Here is an 18,467-nt window from a genome sequence, read left to right as displayed (position 1 = left end):
CCGGGTGGCGGCCTCGGCCGGGCGCGTGGTCGTGTCGGTCACGTGGCCAGCCAGACGTTTTCGAGCTGGACGCGTCCGTAGCCGGGGAGCTTGGGCAGACCGTGGACCTTGGGGGCGGCCAGGTCGATGCCGTCGGCCATGCCCCACAGCAGGTAGCCGGACTTGCCGTACTCGATCTGCTGTAGGTCGCGCAGGGCTGCGGTCCGGGCCTTGGGGTCCGCGGTGGCGATGACCTTGTGGTACGCGGCGTCGAAGCCCTTGTCGGACCAGTCGGCTTCGTTCTGGCCGGCTTCGGTGGTCATGGTCTTGGAGGCGAAGAAGACCACGGAGTCGTTGGTGCCCCAGTAGTTGGTGTAGAAGTCACCCTTGAGCCAGGTCTTCTGGTAGAAGGTGCCGGACTCCTGCTTGACGACCTTGACCTTGATTCCGGCCTCGCGGGCCTGGGAGGCGAACAGCGTCGCGGACTCGGCGAGCCCGGAGATGTCCTCGGTGGTGACCAGCTCGTAGGTCTTGGAGAAGTCGAACTCGGCCTCCTTGAGGAGCTTCTTGGCCTTGGTGAGGTCGCGGTGGCGCTGCGGGATGCTCTTGGCGTAGTCGGGGTCGCCGGTGCCCAGGATGTCGTTGGCGACCGTGCCGTACCCGGACAGCACCTGCTTGACCATCGCCTCGCGGTCCACGACGAGCTTCATCGCCTCACGGACCTTGGGGTCGGCGAACGGCCCGCTGGAGGTGCGCATCACGATCGGCATGGCCATGTCGTTGGGACGGCGGATGACCTTGATGTCCTGACGGGCATCAGCGGTCCGGGCGGCCACGGCTCCGGCGTTGGATGCGACGTCGATCTGACCGGACATCATGGCGTTCGCCATCGCCTGCGGGCTCTCGAACATGGTCACCTCGATGGCGTCGAGGTAGACCTTGCCGCCGTGCCAGTGTTCGTTGCGCAGCAGGCGGGCGTTGCCGCCCCGGTACCAGTCGAGCTTGAAGGGGCCGGTGCCCGGCGCCTTGGCGATCTCCTTCTCAGGGGTGTCCTTCTTGAGAATGAACGTCGACAGGCGTGTGAGCATGGGCAGCTCGGCGTTGGCGAAGTCGGAGACCAGGACGACGGTGTCCTTGCCCTCTGCCGTGATGTTGTCCGCCTTGATGCCGGGCAGCCGGGCGGCGCCGGCGGGGGTGTTGCGCAGGCGGCGCAGGGACCAGACCACGTCGTCGGCGGTGACCGGGCTGCCGTCGTGGAAGGTCGCGCCCTTGGCGACGGAGAAGCGCCAGGTCTTGAGGTCCTTGGAGGGCTTGAAAGAGGTGGCCAGGCGGCCGACGGTGTTGTCCTTGAGGCCCGGTGCGGTGAGGGTGTCGTAGACGAGGGCGATGACGAGGTAGTCGCTCTCGTTGCCCTGATTGCCGTGCGGGTCACGCGTGATGGCCGAGGAACGCCCGAGCGCGCCGATGCGGAGAGTGCCGCCCTTTCTCGGCTTGCCACCGGACCCCGATGAGGCTGCGTCGTTGCCGCCTCCGCAGGCGGCCAACAGCGCGGCCGCGCCTATGCCGCCGCCGGCCCACAGCACCTGTCGCCTGTTGAAGTTCACGTTGCCTCGCTCCGCTCAGTTCCGATTGCTTAGGTTTGCCTACCCTAATGACAACCGTTTCCGCAAGGGCGCTCGACGTCGAGCACTTCGATTGATGGACGTCAACGGGCCCTTTGCGGGCGAGACTTCCGCGAAAGCGGACACAAGACCCGAAAGCAAAGTTAGGTTTGCCTTACCTAAGAGTCATGGGTACCTTCGTCACCGTCCACCGGACGCCGGCATGGAGCAAAACCCCCATACCGCCCCCTTGCCCGGTCCGTTCAGTGTGCTGCGCCGTGTTGGGACGGCATTGCACCGGACCTCACCCCGCCTTCGAACCGAAATGGATGACCTCGACATGAGCACGGGAGCCGCACCCGTCCGTCAGCTCGATGCCACCCGCACCGGAGAATTGCGCCAGGCCGCCGAGAAGATCCTCACCGAATTCGGCACCTCTGCCACCTCCCCCGAACTCCTCGCCCGCGTCGCCGAATTCGCCGCCGACCTGAGCGAGTCCACCCGCCACGAGCTGCGCCCCGTCGACACCGACGCGGGCCTGTTCGTGCTGCGCGGCCTGGAGGTCGACGACACCGAAATAGGCCCCACCCCTTCGAGTTGGGCCACGGCAGGCGACAGCGCCGCCGTCCACGACATCGTCCTGCTGCTGCTCGCCACCGTCATGGGCAACCCGATCGCCTGGGAAGGCCAGCAGGACGGCCGCTTCGTGCACAACATCGTCCCCGCCCCGGGCCACGAGACGGAGCAGACCGGCGCCAGCAGCACCGTCCTGCTCAGCCCGCACACCGAGGACGCCTTCCACCCCGGACGCGCCCACCTGCTGATGCTCGGCTGCATGCGCAACCACGACCACATCGCCACCACCGCCGCCAGCATCCGCAACGTCCGGCTCGACGAGGCCGACATCGCGCTGCTGACCCGGCCGCGGCTGCCGATCCTCCCCGACGACGCCTACACCGAGGCCCAGGGCTTCGACGGCGGGCAGCCGGCCCCCGTCCCCACCCTCTTCCACGCCGAGGACGGGCTCACGCTCCGCTTCGATCCCGCCTACACACCGCTCGATGACGCCGCCCCCGCCCACCGGGCCGCCTACGAGCGACTGGAGGCCGAACTCGCCCGCGTCTCGGGCGCCGTGAGCCTGAGCCCCGGCGAGGTCCTGATCGTCGACAACGACCTCGTGGTCCACGGCCGCGTGCCCTTCCGTCCCCGCTACGACGGCACCGACCGGTGGCTCAAGCGTGCCTCCGTCCGTGTCCCCGCGCGCCGCACACGCCCCCTGGCCGAGCAGGACGAGCACGGCTACGGTCAGGCCGCCATCGAAGCCCACGCCGCCTGACCACTCACCGCCTGACGCCCCCGCACCGAGGACGGACATGACCGAGACCACCGCGGCCCACGAAGCCCACTCCATACCCGCCGACGACAAAACCCTGCGCATCCTGTCGACGACGGACCTCGCCGGGATCGACATATCCCTGGCCGATGTCGTCGCAACGGTCGAAGGCGCCTACCGCACCCTGCACGCAGGCCAGTCGGACAACCCCCGCAAACTCACCGTCAAGCCCGACGACGGGCACTCGGTCTCCTACGCGATGCTCGGCCGGGACGGCTCCCGCAACGTCGTCGCCATCAAGACCTCCTACAAGCACGGACTCGACAAGGGCCGCGACGAGCAGCACTACTACACCGCGCTCACCCTCTACGACGACCTCACCGGCCTGCCCGTCGCGATGATGGACTGCGGCCGCATCGGCTCCCTGCGCACCCCCGCCGTCTCCGCCCTCCTGGCCCGCGAGTGCGCCCGGCCCGGCGCCCGCAGCGCCCTGGTCATCGGCACCGGAACCCAAGGCCGTCTGGCCCTGCCCTTCCTGCTGACGACCCTGCCGGACCTGGACCGCCTGATGCTCTTCGGCACCCACCCCGAGGGCATCGACGCCGTACGCGAGGAGTTGCGCGCGCACTTCCCCGACCGGGACGTGGAGATCGTCACGGATCTGCGGGCCGCGGCGGGCGAAGCCGACATCCTCGTCGCCACCGCCGGCGGGCACACCCCGGCCGCGGTGGAGGCGGGCTGGCTCAAGCCCGGTGCGCTCTCGATCCTCGTGGGCCACGGGCTGGCGCCCTCCACGCTCCACCGTGCCGACCGGGTGGTGGCCACCAGCGAGGCACAGATGAAGGTCACCGGCACGGACATGGCCGACGAGGAAGGCAACTTCCCCACTGTCGACACCGAGTTCCCGCCCGTCATCTCAGGAATCGTCGCGGGCCGCCGGTCGGCGGAGGAACGCATCTTCGCCTACAACAGCGGACTCGTCGTCACCGACATCGCGCTCGGCCACCGCTTCGCCCAACTCGCCCTCGACCAGGGCCTGGGAGTGCAGGTGCCGCTGTGGCAGTGACCGTCCCGACCACGAACCTGCCGACACTCCCTGCCCACCCCGACCCGGACACCGACCAAGTGCTCGACAGCGGTCTGCTGCACGAGCTGTCCTACGCCTTCGGCGGCCCCTTCCACTTCCTCCTGCCGCACCGCTTCGACGCCAACCTCGCCACCTTCCGCACCGCCCTGAGCGACGCCGGTGTGGAGGGACGGGTGTACTACGCGAAGAAGGCCAACAAGGCGGCCGTATGGATGGAGCGCTGCGCCGCCCACCAGGCCGGCGTCGACGTGGCCAGCGTCGGGGAGCTGCGTGAAGCCCTCGGGCACGGGGTGCGCGGCGAGAACATCGTCATCACCGGCCCCGCCAAGAGCGACGAACTGCTGCGCCTGGCACTCCTCCAGGGCTGTTTGATCGCCGTCGACGCGCTGGATGAACTCGACCTGCTCGTCACCCTCGCCCTGACCGGCACGGTGCGCCCGGCCCGCCTGCTGCTGCGCCGGCTGCCGCCCGCACAACCGCACAGCCGCTTCGGCATGAACGACGCCGAGTTGGAGACCGCACTGGACCGGTGCGTGCGCGCCGGGGACGCGGTGCGGATGGAGGGCTTCAGCTTCCATCTGTCCGGCTACGCCACCCAGCCGCGCGCCGACCTCGCCGGAGAACTCGTCGAACGGTGCCTGAAGGCCCGGGTGCGGGGACTGCAGGCCGACCGGATCAGCATCGGCGGCGGCTTCGCCGTCGACTACAGTTCCGCCGACCACTGGCACGGCTTCCTCGGCGGCCAGCGCCCCGAGCACTACCACGCACACAAGACGTTCCAGAGCGGCGACTTCTACCCTTACCACTCGCCCGTCGCCGGAGCCGGCGCACTGCGCACCATCCTGGACACCGTCCCTGAAGGCGGACGGGACACCCTCGCGGCCCGGCTGAAGGACACCGGCACGCTGCTGATGATGGAGCCCGGCCGCGCCCTGCTGGACGGAGCGGGCGCCACGGTCTTCTGCATCCAGGGCGCCAAGGACCGTGACGGATACCGGATCGTCACCGTCGACGGCACCAGCCTGAGCCTGTCCGAGCAGTGGTTCAACAGCGAATACCTCCCCGACCCGCAGCTGGTGACGCCTTCCGGCCGGGTGCACGGCGGCGAGGTGCACCCCGCCTGTGTGGGGGGAGCGTCCTGCCTGGAGTCGGACATGGTGACCTGGCGCAAGGTCCCCTTCCCCGCCCGCCCACGGGTCGGCGACCTGCTCGTCTACCCGAACACGGCCGGCTACCAGATGGACTCCAACGAGTCCCCCTTCCACGACCTGCCGCTGCCGCCCAAGGTCGTGCTGGACCGGCTGGGCGACTGCCCGCGCTGGCGCCTGGACCGCCGCCCCGCATGCTGACCTTCGACCCGCCCAGGAGTCTTCCCATGAAAGAGGCCCTCGCGCGCCCCGCCGTGGTCTCCCGCATATCCCACCTCATCGGATACACCCCGCTGCTGGAGCTGTGCCGCACCGAAACGGGCAGCCGCCTCCTGCTCAAGCTGGAGATGTACAACCCGACCGGCAGCGCCAAGATCCGCATGGCCCGCGCGATGGTGGACGCCGCCGAGCAGGCCGACGAGCTGCGGCCCGGCGGCCGCATCATCGAATCCACCTCCGGCAACACCGGACTCGGCCTCGCGATCATCGCCGCCGAGCGCGGCTACACCTTCACCGCCGTCGTCGACCACCATGCCGCCGCCGACAAACTGCGCGGCATGAAGGCGCTCGGCACGGAGCTGGTCTACGTCGTCGACGACGGGACCGAGGAGCTGGCCACCGCCGCCCGCGAAGAGCTCGCCGAGGAGCTGGCCCGCGGCGAGGACAACACCATCTTCACCGAGCAGCACAACAACCCCGCCAACGGCGTCGGCTACTTCCCCGTCGCCCACGAACTCCACCAGGCGCTCGACGGGGAGATCGACGTCGTGATCGGCGCGGTCGGCACCGGCGGCATGCTCTGCGGCACCGCCCGTGAACTGCGCAAACTGGTACCCGACTTCACCACCATCGGCGTCGAGCCGAAGGGATCGATCGCCTTCGGCGGCCCCGCACACGACTACTACCAGTCGGGCACCGGCACGCCCGAGGGCGCCGAGATCGGCGCCCTCGTCGACTTCGACCTGATCGACGAGGGTGTCAAGGTCGGGGACGTGGAAGCCTTCGCCACCGCCCGCGCGCTCGCCCGCACGGGACTGCTCATCGGCGGCTCGGCCGGCGGCGTCGTCCACGAGGCCCTCACCCGCCTGCCCGCCCTCCCGCCGGGCAGCACAATGGTCGCCCTGATCAATGACGGTGGCGAAAAGTACCTGGACACCGTCTTCAACGACGACTGGATGAACGCCCGCAACCTCAGCGATCCCGCCGTCGAGCGGGAGATCGACGAGAAGCTCACCAAACTCCGCAGGATTTGATGCCCGCCATGCAGCTGACCACCCTCCTCCGCGACAGTCGCGCCCTGGCCACCCTCGCCGTCCCGCTCATCCTCACGCAGCTCGCACAGGTCGCGCTGACCACCACCGACACCGTGATGATGGGCATGCTCGGCACAGCCGACCTCGCGGCGGGGGGACTGGCCATCGTCCTCTTCAACCAGCTGCGCACCATGGGCGTCGGCCTGGTCACCTCCGTCGGCAACCAGATCGCCGCCGCCTCCGCCCGCGCGGAGTCGGCGCAGGCAACCGGCCAGACCACGGCGCAGGGCGAGAGCGACGACGAGGTGCGCGAGATCGTCCGCGCCGGCCTCGCCGTGGCCACCCTCGCCGGGATCGCCGGCGCCGTGCTCATGCTGCTCATCGGGCAGGCGCTGACGCTCCTGGGACAGGACGCCGACGTCGTCGACCGCGCGCAGACCATGCTGCTGGCCCTCGCCCCCGGTCTGCTGCCCTGCCTCTGGTTCCAGGCCATCCGCCAGTTCACCGTCGGCATGCGCCGTCCGCAGGCCCTGCTCCAGATCACCATCGCCTCGGTCGCCGTCAACGCCGGCATCAACTGGGTGCTCATCCACGGCACCTGGGGCCTGCCGAAGCTCGGCCTGCCCGGCGTCGGCGTGGCCACCTCTCTGGTCTACCTGCTGTCCTTCCTCGCCCTCTACCTGGCGGCGAAGAAGGACGCGGTCCTCGCCCCCCTCCTCAGCCTCCGTATCGCCAAGGCCGACCGCGCCACCGTCCGCCGCCTGGTCCAGCTCGGCGTACCCATCGCGGCGACCTACGGCTCCGAGGCCGGATTCTTCTCCGTCACCGCCCTGATGGCCGGCTCCTTCGGCAGCGCCGCACTGGCCGCGCACACCGCCGTCAACCAACTCGTCTACATCGTCTTCCAGGTCGCCGTCGGCCTCTCGCACGCCGCATCCCTCAACGTCAGCCGCGAACTCGCCCTCGACCGGCCCGAATCCGCTCTGCGGATCAAGAACACCGCCCTGGCCTGCGCCGGTGCAGTGATGGTCGTGGTGGGCATCGTCTACGTCACGCTGCCCGGCCTCGTGCTCAGCCCCTTCTTCGACACCGGCAGTGCCCGCGATGCGCAGGCGGTGTCGATCGCCACCCACCTGCTCTTGGTGATCATGGTGTTGCAGTTCTTCGACTGCGCCCAGAACATCGGCGTCGGCCTCCTGCGCGGCCTCGACGACACCAAGAGCGGCTTCCGCATCACCCTCATCGGATACTGGGCCATCGGCCTGCCTGCCGCATGGCTCCTGGGCTACGCCGCCGGACTCCACACCCTCGGCATCTGGCTCGGCCTGCTCACCGGCCTCGCCGCCACCGCCATCCTGCTGCTGCGCCGCTACACCGCGAGCCTCCGCGCACACTTCACGGCACGGCAGACGGTGCCCGCCGGGTGAGAGCGCCGACGGCGCGAGCGGCCCGCAAGGTGCTTCGCCCCTGAGCAGCTCCGCAGCCGTGCGTCCTTGAGCCGGAGCTGCGGAGCCATGCGGGTGAACCACGAGGACGGGCAGCCCCCGGGCCACTGCCGTGCCGCGGACACCCTGGGACCCGGCCGACCAAGGGCACCGCCCCGGGCCGTCGCGCGGGGCGACGGCGTCCCGGCGGGCGCAGGCGCCGGGCCCCTCATAGATTGGCCCCATGGGGCCGTGAGCGGCAGGAGGATGGGCAGGGAACCCGTGAGGAGACCGGAGCTCGATCATGCGGCGCTGTTCGCCGCGACGCCGAGCGCTTGCCTGGTCCTGGACCCGGGCCTGGTGATCGTCGACGTGAACCAGGCATACCTCCAGGCGACCGGACGCACCCGGGACGAGCTGCTCGGCCAGTACGTCTTCGACGCCTTCCCCGACAACCCCGCCGACCCCGACGCCGAAGGGGTGCTGAACCTGCACCCCTCGCTGAACCGGGTGCTGGCTTCCGGGGAGCCGGACACCATGGCGGTCCAGCGGTACGACATCCCCGTGGCCGACCAGCCGGGCCTGTTCGAGGAGCGCTGGTGGTCCACCATCAACACCCCTGTCATCGGGGCGGACGGCACGGTGGCATGGATCGTCCACCGGGTGGAGGATGTCACGGCGTTCGTGCACTCCCGCCGGTCCCGTCAGCTGCCCGGCGGGCAGCTGAGCGAGCGCGAGGAGGCGATGGAGGCCGAGCTGTACGTCCGTGCGCGTGCGCTGCAGCACCTGAACGAGGAGCTGCGCCGGGCGCACGCCCGCGAACGCCAGGTCGCGCTCACCCTCCAGGAGTCCATGCTCCACTCCCCCGACCTCGCCCGGCACCGGAACATCGCGGTGCGCTACCTCCCCGCCATCGGCTCACTGAACATCTGCGGCGACTGGTACGACATCGTCGACCTCCCCGGGGAGGCCTTCGCCGTCGCGGTCGGCGATGTCGTCGGCCACGGCCTGGAAGCCGCCGCCGTCATGGGGATGCTGCGCAGCGCCCTCAGCGCCGCCGACCGCTCCGTCGAGGGTCCCGCCCAGGCGCTGAAGGTGCTGGGCCTGTACGCCCGCTCCGTCGACAAGGCCCTGGCCACCACCGTCGTCCAGGCGCTGATCGACACCGGCCGCCATGAGGTCGTCTACAGCAGCGCCGGCCACCCGCCCCCCGTCCTGCTGCGCGCCGACGGCACCCACGCACTCCTGGACCAGGCCACCGACCCGCCCCTGGGCGCCCACACCGAGGACGAGCCGCGCCCGCAGGCCCGCCTTCCGTACGCATCCGGCGACACCCTCGTCCTCTACACCGACGGGCTCATCGAACGCCGCGACGAGGACATCGACGCCAGTCTCGCCCGCCTCACCGATGCCCTCTCCCGCTACAGCCGGTTCAGTCCGGAACGCCTCGCCGACGCGCTGCTGACACGCCTCGGCGTCAGCGCCGGCGCCCGCGACGACATCGCCCTCGTCATCGTCCGCCTGTAATCGCGCGGGCGGGTCAGGACGAGTACGAGTGCGGCGGGAGTCATCACCTACAGGGAGAGAGCTGACCGGCCCGACTGCGAGGAGAGTCATCACCTACAGCGAGAGACCCGACCGGCTCGACTGCGAGGAGAGTCATCCGACGTGCACTCCTTGTCATGATGAGTGACTCCCCGCGCACAACGGCCGCTCCCTTGCCTGCTACCGCCGCCCCGCGATGCCTTTCAGCGCATCACGGTGGTGCGGCCCCGGCCTCCTCGTCCCCGTCACACGGGCCGCTCTCCGCGAACCGCAACCCGACCAGCGGATGCAGCTACGAGATGCGTCGCGCACGATGGGGGTAAGAAGATCCAGATCCTCGAACCGCCCGGGATGACCGATGACAGAGCATCCAGGACTTCCTCGTGCGAACAACCGTCGTGCGCCGCAGGACTGCTCACCGCGGCCGCCTACCGGAACCGGCCCGCCCGGCTGCCCACACCGCATGCCCGCGGTGACCACCACGCGGGTCTCCCTCCCCGTGGTCCCCGCCGTGATCCCCGCCGTGATCCTGGCCCTTGTCGTGGTCCTTACCGGCGTCGGCGCATGCACCGGCATTGCCCAGGCGGACAGCGCCCGTTCCCGAACAACCTCGACACCCGCGAAAACGACCCTGACGACGGCTACGACTACCCGTACGACTACGACTACGACTACGGCCCCGGTCACGGCCGCCCGCCTCACGGTCGTCCCGAGTCAGCCCGCACCGGAGCCCGTGGATGTGGTCCAGACGTATTTCAGCGTCGTCAACGACCGTGATTTCGTTGCCGCTTGGGCGATCGGCGGGCGGCAGCACATCGCGGGCCGGTCGTACGACGCCTTTGTGGCGTCCTTCAACACCGTGTCGAAGTACGACGTCACGATCGAATCGGTGCAGGGCAACAAGGTGGCGGTCGAGCTTGACGCCACGCAGACCGATGAATCCCATCGTCACTACGCCGGCACCTACACCGTTGTGGACGGAGTGATCGTGGCCGCCGACATCCACCCCACGTGACCCTACGAGTGCCCCGGCCCTCCCCCGCCCGCCGCATGTCTCTTTGAGCCGGCTCCCTCGTGCCCGGTGTCGCCCGGGGTATGCGGCCCGAGCTGACTTACCGTGGCCGGGTGACAGCAAGTGCAGGCAAGCGCGCATGCCGCCGTGACCTGTGGGCGGTTGCGGGTGCGGTGGCGCTGTGCGTACTGGCGGCGGTCGTGGGACGCGTCATCAACCGGACCGTTTACGGTTCCGAGGGAATTCTGCGGCTGGGCTGGCCCCCGTTGTACGCATGGTGGCTGCCGCACGTCGGCCCCGGCACTCCGACGGCGGTGGCCGTCGCCGCACTGGTGGTGGTCTACGGTCCGTCGACCGCGCGGCGTCTGCCGTGGCGGGCGCTGGTACCGGCCGTGTGGGCCGCGGCGATGGCCTGGACGTGGTCGCTCGCGCTCGTGGACGGGTGGGGCCGTGGCGTCGCCGGGCGGCTCACCACGAGCCTGGAGTACCTGCAGTCCGTCGACGACGTGCACGATGTGGGCGCCTTTCTGCGGGACTTCACCCACCACATTCTGGTCGGCTCGCCCGGCCTCTGGCCGGCGCATGTGGCCGGTCATCCGCCCGGTGCACTGCTGACGTTCGTCGGCCTGGACCGGATCGGGCTGGGCGGCGGCGCCTGGGCCGCGGCCTGGTGCCTCACCGTCGGGACCTCCCTCACCGCAGCCGTCCTGGTGACCGTCCATGCGTGTGCCGGTGAGGAACTGGCGCGCCGGGCCGCCCCCTTCCTCGTGCTGGCCCCCGCGGCGGTATGGATCGGGGTCAGCGCCGACGGCTACTTCGCGGGCGTGGCCGCCTGGGCCCTCGCCCTGCTGGCCATGGCGGCCACGCGGAGGACGCGGGTACCGCGTCTTGCCGCGCTGGGCGCGGGGCTGCTGCTGGGCTGGGCCTGGTACCTGTCCTACGGCCTGACCCTGCTCGTCATCCCCGGGGCAGCGGTGCTGCTGATCGCGCGCTCGGCCCGCCCGTTGCCCTGGGTGCTTCTGGGCGTGCTGGTGTGGGTGGTGGCGTTCACCTCGGCCGGGTTCTGGTGGCTGGACGGCTATACGACCCTCGTCGAGCGCTACTACCAAGGCGCCGCGAAGGTACGCCCGTACAGCTACTTCCTGTGGGCGAACCTGGCCGCCCAGGTACTGAGCGTGGGCCTGGCCACGGTCGCGGGTCTGCGCCGTGCCGCCGGTCCGCTGTGGACGGCGGTGCGCGGAATGCGGCGCGAGGCGCCGGCCGGGCGGGGCGCCCTCGCCGTTCTGGTCGCGGCAGGGCTGGGCATGCTGCTGCTCGCGGATGTGTCCGGGATGAGCAAGGCGGAGACCGAACGGATCTGGCTGCCCTTCGCGGTGTGGACACTGCCCGCGTGTGCGCTGCTGCCCCGCCGCTTCCACTCCTGGTGGCTGGCCGCGCAGGGCCTCCTCGCCCTGCTGGTCAACCATCTGTTGCTGACCGGCTGGTGACCGTGACCGGCGGCCGCCGTTGACGACCGGCCGCAGCCCGCGTGCCTACTCCTTCCGCTCTGCGCCTACTCCTTCCGCCCTGGGGGCGCCGGCGGAGGGGGAGGCGAGGGAGGCGTAGCCGGAGGAGGAGGCGGAGGGGGCGGCTGAGGCGGGGGCGGCGGAGGAGGTGCCGGAGGCGTTGCCGGCGGAGGTGCCGGAGGCAGGTGATCCTCGGATCGTGCGCCGGCCGCATACGTGCGCCACAGGGCGATCAGCAGACACACCGCGGAGGCCGCAAAGAGCGCCGCGGTGATCAGCAGCCAACGGTCCCAGAACACCTCGGACGGCAGGGCGGTGTACAGCGAGAACTCCGGGACCCGGTGCAGGATGAGCGGGTACCACACCACCAGCAGCAGGAGTGCGACGAAGGCGGGCACCCGGAGGTAGTTGACCCCGCCTGCCACCACGGGCGGCGGAGTCTCCGCGGACGCCGGAGGTTGCGCGTCGCGCCGCCGGTCCCGGCGCCGGACGAGCCGTTGCGCCATGCGGTCGGTGACGGTGTAGAGGGGCAGGAACACCAGGTCGTGCAGGAGGGCCGCGCCGACGAACCAGAGGAGGACGCCGAGGGTGTCTCCGGTGAGCAGTCGGACGCCCGCGTACCCGGCCAGGAAGAAGGAGCACAGGACGAGGAGGAGATGGAGCGGGGACGCCCCGTAGCGGGCGCCGAAGTAACGGGCGCCGAAGCCCTTCACGTCGTGTCCCCGAAGGTGAGGCGGGTGACCCATTTGGTGTTGTGCACACCGGGGTTGGCGGGGACGATGATGCGCGCCGGGTATCCGTGGTCCGGGGAGAGGTCGGCGCCGTTGACCCGGAGTGCCAGCAGCGATCTGGTATCGCGTACCTGGTTGTCGCGCAGCTGCGTCGAACGGAAGGCGCCGGCGCGCTGCACGGACTCGACGAAGACGCCCGGTGGGCCGTGGCGCAGTCCGACGAGGGCGGCGAGGTCCGTCAGCCGGACGCCGCTCCAGTGCTGGTCGTCGGTGGACCAGCCCTCGACGCAGGCGATGGGCAGGGCGGCCGTGTGCTGCGGGAGGGCGAGCAGCTGTGCGCGGGTACAGCTCCTCTCCCGGCCGTTGCCCCGTACGACCAGCCGCCAGTCGGGGCCGATGTCGCGGGCCCGGATCCCTACGCTCGCCGCGGTCTTGTTGATCTGGAAGCCGTTGGGTCCCCGTCCCGGCTCCTGACCCCGCGGAGCCAGCAGCGCGGTGCTGCGGAGGGAGCCGCCGATGCTCTGCCCGGCCGTGACGAGCAGCAGACCCAGCGACCCCGCACCCACCAGGCCGAGAGCGCCACGCCGCGACATGGTGGCAGGCGCGGGGTGCGGGGTCACCAGCCCGGTGCCGTCGGCCGGTTCGCTGGTCGTCCGGGCGGCCGGGGTACGCAGCTCGGTGCGCAGGCGGCGGCTGCGCAGGGCTTTTGCCATCACGGGGACACGGAACGCGACATGGACGAGGAAGGCACCGATGAACACCCAAGCGCCGTAGAAATGCAGGGTGTAGAAGGAGCCCGGGAAGATGTAGTGCAGCTGGATGTTCAGCACGCCGGTGACGAACTCGAACAGCGCCCCGCCCACGAGAAGCAGCAGCGAAAGCCGTTCCAGCGCATGGCTCGGTGAGCGCAGCGGCGGCCAGGAGAACAGCTTCGGGATGACCGACCACAGCTTCGCCAGCAGCACGGGGATCAGCACCACACCGAGCGTGACATGGATGCCCTGGGTCAGGCGGTAGAGCCAATAGGGGCTGGTCGGCCAGGAGAAAAGGTAGAAGCCCAGTCCGCCTTTGCCCGGTGTCTGGTCGTTGCCCGGGGCCAGGTCGGGGTTGTAGGCGGCGTAGGAGAGCAGTCCGGTGACGAAGAGCACGGGGATGCCGACGAGCAGGACCAGCCCGAAGACCGAGGTCAGCCACGGCCCCCGCAGCGGGCTGCGCCAGAACGCGGGGCGTGCCGGACCGGGCGGCGGTCGGCCTGGCAGACGAAGAGGGCCAACGGCGGGGTGGTGCGGCCCGTCGTCGTGGACGCTCGGCTCCATGACATCCCTCCGCCGTTTCCTGGGCGGCGCGGCCGGCCGCCCAGGAGAACGATATGCAGAAATAGGCTCATATCACGTGAACCATTGCTTTCAGCCGATCACGGGGCACTGCTTGCCGGCAGGGCGTCGCCAGCCGGGGTGCCGCCTGCCGGGGTGCGCCTGCTGCCGGGGCCGCCTGCCGGAGGACCGCGCGCCGGCCGCGTCTACTCCGACGCCCCCGCCCCCTGCTCCTGCGCGGCGGTGTCGTCTTGCAGGTAGGCGAGCCGGTCGACCACCTCGACCACCCCGTCGACGCTTTCGCACAGCCGCACGGCAATAGGGACAAGGCTCTTGTGGTCCACAGCGCCGGTGAGCGTCACCGTGCCCTCCGCAACATCGACCGTGACCGCGGACGGCGACACACCGAGCGTCCGCGTCAGCACCTCCTCCAGCACCTCTTCCTGAATGGCGCGGTCCCGGCGCAGAAACAGCCGCACGAGGTCACTGCGGCTGATCACACCGATGAGACGGCCGGTGTCATCGACCACGGGCAGCCGCTTGACCTTCTTCTTCTCCATCGTCCTGGCCGCTTCGACGACACTCCACTCGGGTCGCGCCACCACGGCGGGGCTCGTCATGATCGCTTCGGCAGTGGTCGCCCCGAGCTTGGCGAGCTGCCTGCGCAGCAGATCGGCCTCGGACACCACGCCCACCGGCCGCTCGTCCTCATCGAGAACGGGGACGGCGGTGATGTCGTACTCGTCGAGCAGGTGGGCGATCTCCTTGAACGGAGTGCCCCGTTGGACGACGACGGCGTGGGGCGTCATCAGGTCGGCAACGCTGCGGTGCCTCATCTTGGGCCAGTCCCTCCGGGTGGTGCACGGGCCGGATCTCACCGGCCTCGCGGGCGGGGAATCCGGTATGGACAAGCCTGCCTCGGACCGGTGCGGTGTGCGCAGGGCCGGACGGGTCCGGCGCATCCTCGGTCACGCTCGATCGCAGAAGGCCGGTCATTCGTGCGGCACCACCGCGATGGGGCAGGTCGCATGGTGGATGGCGGCATGCGCCACCGGGCCGACGCGTGGCGCGAGCGGGGGACGGTGCAGTTTGCGGCCCACCACCAGCAGTTCGGCCCCGAAGACCGACTGGACCAGGGCCCGGGTCGGGCTCTCCGGCAGAACGGTTCGCTGTACCCGCACCTCGGGGAATCGCTCACACCACGGACGCAGGGCGTCCTGCAGCTCGATATCCGCTTCTTTGGTGAGTTCCGTCGCGGCATCGGGGTCCAGGCCCCACGGCGTGTAGGCGTGCACGGGGAGCGGACGCCCGTGGACGGCCTGCAGCGAAAGCCCCCGGCTCGCCGCGGCGTCGAAGGCAAAGTCGAGCATTCGTTCGCATGGGCCGTTCAGGCTGAGGCCGGCGACGACCCGCGCTTCGGGGGCGGGTGGCGGACCGTCCGGCCGTTCGTGGCGCGGTGGTTTCGCACGCCCGCCCACCTCCCGGACGAGAACGACCGGCCCCTTTGCCCGGCCCACCACGTTCAGGCTCACATCGCCGAGTACATAGCTCTCCCACGGCCCGAGCGCCCGCGATCCGAGCACGACCAGCTGCGACTCGCCGGCCGCGCCCAGCAGCGCGGGTTCGGCCTCTGCCCCCATCAGGTCCTCGACGATCCGCAGACCCGGATGGCGTGCGCGTACCTCGTCCCGGGCCCGCCGCACGATCTCCCGGGCCCCGGCGTTCCGGTCCCGGTCCGGGGGCGTGTGCGGCGCCTCGGCAGCCAGCAGTATCCACGCATGGAGAAGTCGCAGCACCGACTGCCGCCGGTCCGCTTCGTCGGCGGCCCAGTGCGCGGCCGCCAGGCTCTCCGGCGAGCCATCGAGTCCAACGGTGATGACTTCCGGCTCCATGGCCGCCCTCCTTGTCGGGGCCGGCACCGAGCAGGTCCGCCACAGCACGCCGGACGACCTCGTGATCGGCCGACGGGGACACCCGGATCGGCCGCTGCGGTGAGAGGCCTGCGGCGTCGGTCAGACGTCATGACGCCTCTCCGCCCGGGTACGACGTCGCCGCCCCACTGTCCCCATCGTGGCCCCGATCGCCGGAGCCTGCCAGGCCGTGCGGGTCCCGCAGCTGCGGCACGGTGGCGCCAGGGGCCCGGCTGCCGCTGCGGACCGTCCGCGGGCCGTGGGCGCCGGCTGCCGTCAGGAGCCGTTGGACGGACTCGGGCCGGTCGGGCCCCTGCGGAGTTCTTCGTTGAGCCGCCGGGCCTCTTCGAGTTGGTCTTCGAGGGTGACGATGCGGCAGGCGGTGTCGATCGGGGTGCCCTGGTCCACGAGTGCACGGGCCCGCGCGGCGATGCGCAACTGATGGCGGGAGTAACGGCGGTGACCGCCCTCGGAGCGGAGCGGAACGATGAGCCCGGCGTCGCCCACCGCCCGCAGGAAAGCGGGTGTCGTGCCGATCATCTCCGCGGCACGCCCCATGGTGTAAGCCGGGAAGTCATCGTCATCGAACTTGTCGGTGACATGCGGTCGGGGCTCCGGGGGCACGTGCACCTCTTTGCTGGACGCGTCGAAGGGCCCTGGCGCGTACGCACCGGGCCCCGAGGTCGTCAACACCATCTGCCGGCACCGCGCACCGGCCGGACTGCCCGGCCGGGCCCCGCTTCCGCTCCGAGGCCCGGATACCCCCGCGGGGCATACCGGGACAGCAGGCAATTTCGCTGACTACAAGAGAAATATTAACCACCTGGATTTCGAATGTCTATCGCGGCTGGCATAGATTTACGGCGTCGCCACGGCCGTCCGGAACGGCGGGGCCGATGAGCCGGGGGACGGGGAGGGGGCGGGGACCGGCCGGCCCCCGTGCCACGCTCGGCGGGAACCAGGCGGGCGCCGTCGTGACCGGCGGCGGGCAGGCCGTGCGGCGAGCAGCGGACGGACCGGCTGCGCGCGGCATCAGGCCCGGGCGAGAGCGGGCGGCGGGCCGCGCTTCCCGACCGGAGGGCCGGTGCGCCGGTGGTGAATATCTGATGCCGCAACGACAGAAATACCTGCCAGGCCGGTGGGGATTTTTCCGGCCGGATATGGACGGGAGCAACACCCGCGCAGGGCCGCCGGTGCCGTGCTAGTGTCGATCTCAGTTGCAGTTGTGGTTCCCAAAGACTTGACGCTACCTCGCCCGCCTTCCAGGCCGGCGGGGAATGCTTTTGTATTTCCGGTTTTTCCGGAGGGGCAATCATCGCGGCGACGCGGGGTTCGCACAGTGCGGCCCCGGGCACTGCCCCGAAGGAGATATGACATGGCTACTGGCACCGTGAAGTGGTTCAACTCGGAAAAGGGTTTCGGCTTCATCGAGCAGGACGGTGGCGGCGCTGACGTCTTCGCCCACTACTCGAACATCGCCACCCAGGGCTTCCGTGAGCTGCAGGAGGGCCAGAAGGTGACCTTCGACGTCACGCAGGGCCAGAAGGGCCCGCAGGCCGAGAACATTCTCCCCGCCTGACACTGACGCGTCACACCGCAGCTGGGGCCCGCACCTTGGGTGCGGGCCCCAGCTCGTTGCCCTTTGCGGAATGCGCTGTGTGTGCCGATCGCGGCCGCACGAGCGACAAGGGGCAGCCTGTTCGGTGCCGAACCGCAGCCTGCTGCGGCAGAACGGCAGTCCGTCCAGTCCCGTGCTCCGGCACCGTGTTCGCCTTGCTTTGCGGCGGCACTTTTTTTCACGCGCCGGCGGTCGATTCCGCCCCGCCTCGTTCCATCTGTTTTCTACGGTCCGTGCTGCGATTCTTTTGTGTGTGGCTGACAGCTGCCGGGAATTCTTCGACGTACCGCATCGAGGAAGGTTCTTCATGAACCGCACAGCTCGCCCGAACGAACGCTCTTCCCGGAACCGTTCCGCCGGCTCTTCCGGCTCCGGCCGCGGTGGGTACCGCTCGCAGGCGTCGAACCGGTCCGGCGCCAAGCGGCGTCGGCCCGCCGCACGGCCGGAAGAGTTCGCGCTGCCCGTCACCCACACCCCCGCACTCCCCCCGGCCGAGAACTTCGCCGCACTGGACATGCCGCCCGCGCTGCTGGCGTCACTGACCGCTGAAGGGGTGACGGCCCCGTTCCCGATCCAGGCCGCCACGCTGCCGAACTCGCTGGCCGGACGCGATGTTCTCGGCCGCGGACGTACCGGCTCGGGCAAGACGCTGGCCTTTGGTCTGGCCCTGCTGGCCCGCACCGCCGGACAGCGCGCCGAGTCCCGCCAGCCGCTGGCCCTGGTGCTGGTCCCCACCCGCGAGCTGGCCCAGCAGGTCACCGACGCACTCACCCCCTACGCCCGGTCATTGGCGCTGCGGATGGCCACCGTCGTCGGCGGGATGTCGATCGGCCGGCAGGCGAGCGCGCTGCGCGGTGGGGCCGAAGTGGTCGTCGCGACGCCCGGACGGCTCAAGGACCTCATCGGCCGTGGTGACTGCCGCCTGAACCAGGTCGCCATCACCGTGCTGGACGAGGCCGACCAGATGGCCGACATGGGCTTTATGCCCCAGGTCACCGCGCTGCTCGA

Annotated in this window: 16 protein-coding genes; 10 read left to right on the top strand and 6 right to left on the bottom strand. The window is 70.4% G+C overall.

The features are described 5' to 3' along the window. Positions 1-38 precede the first annotated feature (38 nt). Complete coding sequence (locus ACF088_RS27815; RefSeq protein ID WP_392378589.1) at positions 39-1,583, bottom strand: ABC transporter substrate-binding protein; 1,545 nt, start codon at positions 1,581-1,583, stop codon at positions 39-41. Positions 1,584-1,920: 337 nt separating this feature from the next. Between ACF088_RS27815 and ACF088_RS27810 the strand changes: the two genes are divergently transcribed. The 8 genes from ACF088_RS27810 (at position 1,921) to ACF088_RS27775 (ending at position 11,869) form a co-directional block, all read left to right on the top strand. Continuing rightward, positions 1,921-2,916 carry a TauD/TfdA family dioxygenase gene (locus ACF088_RS27810; protein ID WP_392378588.1) on the top strand — a complete coding sequence of 332 codons (996 nt, stop codon included), beginning with the start codon at positions 1,921-1,923 and terminating at the stop codon, positions 2,914-2,916. A 37-nt stretch (positions 2,917-2,953) separates the two neighbouring features. Further along, a complete protein-coding gene (locus ACF088_RS27805) occupies positions 2,954-3,979 on the top strand; it encodes an ornithine cyclodeaminase family protein (protein ID WP_392378587.1) in 1,026 nt (341 codons plus the stop codon). After that, positions 3,970-5,349, top strand: a complete 1,380-nt coding sequence (locus ACF088_RS27800; RefSeq protein WP_392378586.1) for a Y4yA family PLP-dependent enzyme — start codon at positions 3,970-3,972, stop codon at positions 5,347-5,349. The genes ACF088_RS27805 and ACF088_RS27800 overlap by 10 nt, the downstream gene beginning before the upstream one ends. A 26-nt stretch (positions 5,350-5,375) precedes the next feature. Further along, entirely contained in the window at positions 5,376-6,401 is a 1,026-nt protein-coding gene (locus tag ACF088_RS27795) for a cysteine synthase family protein (protein ID WP_392378585.1), read from the top strand. Between the two features lie 8 nt (positions 6,402-6,409). Beyond that, the gene (locus ACF088_RS27790; protein ID WP_392378584.1) at positions 6,410-7,828 is read left to right on the top strand and encodes an MATE family efflux transporter; all 1,419 of its coding nucleotides are present in this window, start codon (positions 6,410-6,412) and stop codon (positions 7,826-7,828) included. A 264-nt stretch (positions 7,829-8,092) separates the two neighbouring features. Beyond that, on the top strand, positions 8,093-9,352 hold the full coding sequence (locus ACF088_RS27785) for a PP2C family protein-serine/threonine phosphatase (protein WP_392378583.1): 1,260 nt from the start codon (positions 8,093-8,095) through the stop codon (positions 9,350-9,352). A 490-nt stretch (positions 9,353-9,842) separates the two neighbouring features. Further along, positions 9,843-10,385, top strand: a complete 543-nt coding sequence (locus ACF088_RS27780; protein ID WP_392378582.1) for a hypothetical protein — start codon at positions 9,843-9,845, stop codon at positions 10,383-10,385. A gap of 80 nt (positions 10,386-10,465) precedes the next feature. Beyond that, positions 10,466-11,869 (top strand): hypothetical protein, encoded by a 1,404-nt coding sequence (locus ACF088_RS27775; RefSeq protein ID WP_392378581.1) that lies wholly within the window; start codon positions 10,466-10,468, stop codon positions 11,867-11,869. Positions 11,870-11,934: 65 nt separating this feature from the next. On the opposite strand, the gene ACF088_RS27770 is transcribed toward ACF088_RS27775, so the two are convergent. From ACF088_RS27770 to ACF088_RS27750, 5 genes are all read right to left on the bottom strand, one after another. Further along, the gene (locus tag ACF088_RS27770; protein WP_392378580.1) at positions 11,935-12,600 is read right to left on the bottom strand and encodes a hypothetical protein; all 666 of its coding nucleotides are present in this window, start codon (positions 12,598-12,600) and stop codon (positions 11,935-11,937) included. Continuing rightward, positions 12,597-13,934, bottom strand: a complete 1,338-nt coding sequence (locus tag ACF088_RS27765) for a molybdopterin-dependent oxidoreductase (protein WP_392378579.1) — start codon at positions 13,932-13,934, stop codon at positions 12,597-12,599. Before ACF088_RS27765 ends, ACF088_RS27770 begins: the two co-directional genes overlap by 4 nt. 203 nt (positions 13,935-14,137) lie before the next feature. Beyond that, a complete protein-coding gene (locus ACF088_RS27760) occupies positions 14,138-14,767 on the bottom strand; it encodes a CBS domain-containing protein (protein ID WP_392378578.1) in 630 nt (209 codons plus the stop codon). A gap of 156 nt (positions 14,768-14,923) precedes the next feature. Beyond that, positions 14,924-15,823, bottom strand: a complete 900-nt coding sequence (locus ACF088_RS27755; protein ID WP_392378577.1) for a universal stress protein — start codon at positions 15,821-15,823, stop codon at positions 14,924-14,926. A 294-nt stretch (positions 15,824-16,117) separates the two neighbouring features. Beyond that, positions 16,118-16,465, bottom strand: coding sequence for a MerR family transcriptional regulator (locus tag ACF088_RS27750; protein WP_392378576.1), 348 nt, complete (start codon positions 16,463-16,465; stop codon positions 16,118-16,120). 751 nt (positions 16,466-17,216) lie between these two features. Between ACF088_RS27750 and ACF088_RS27745 the strand changes: the two genes are divergently transcribed. Both ACF088_RS27745 and ACF088_RS27740 read left to right on the top strand, forming a co-directional pair. Beyond that, positions 17,217-17,420 carry a cold-shock protein gene (locus ACF088_RS27745; RefSeq protein WP_042152846.1) on the top strand — a complete coding sequence of 68 codons (204 nt, stop codon included), beginning with the start codon at positions 17,217-17,219 and terminating at the stop codon, positions 17,418-17,420. 346 nt (positions 17,421-17,766) lie between these two features. Further along, positions 17,767-18,467, top strand: a 701-nt coding sequence (locus ACF088_RS27740; RefSeq protein WP_392378575.1) for a DEAD/DEAH box helicase, incomplete at its 3' end; no start/stop codon positions are given.

This window comes from Streptomyces sp. NPDC015125 (genome assembly GCF_043080045.1).
Classification (GTDB): domain Bacteria; phylum Actinomycetota; class Actinomycetes; order Streptomycetales; family Streptomycetaceae; genus Streptomyces.
This window is presented reverse-complemented; position numbering and strand designations above follow the sequence as displayed.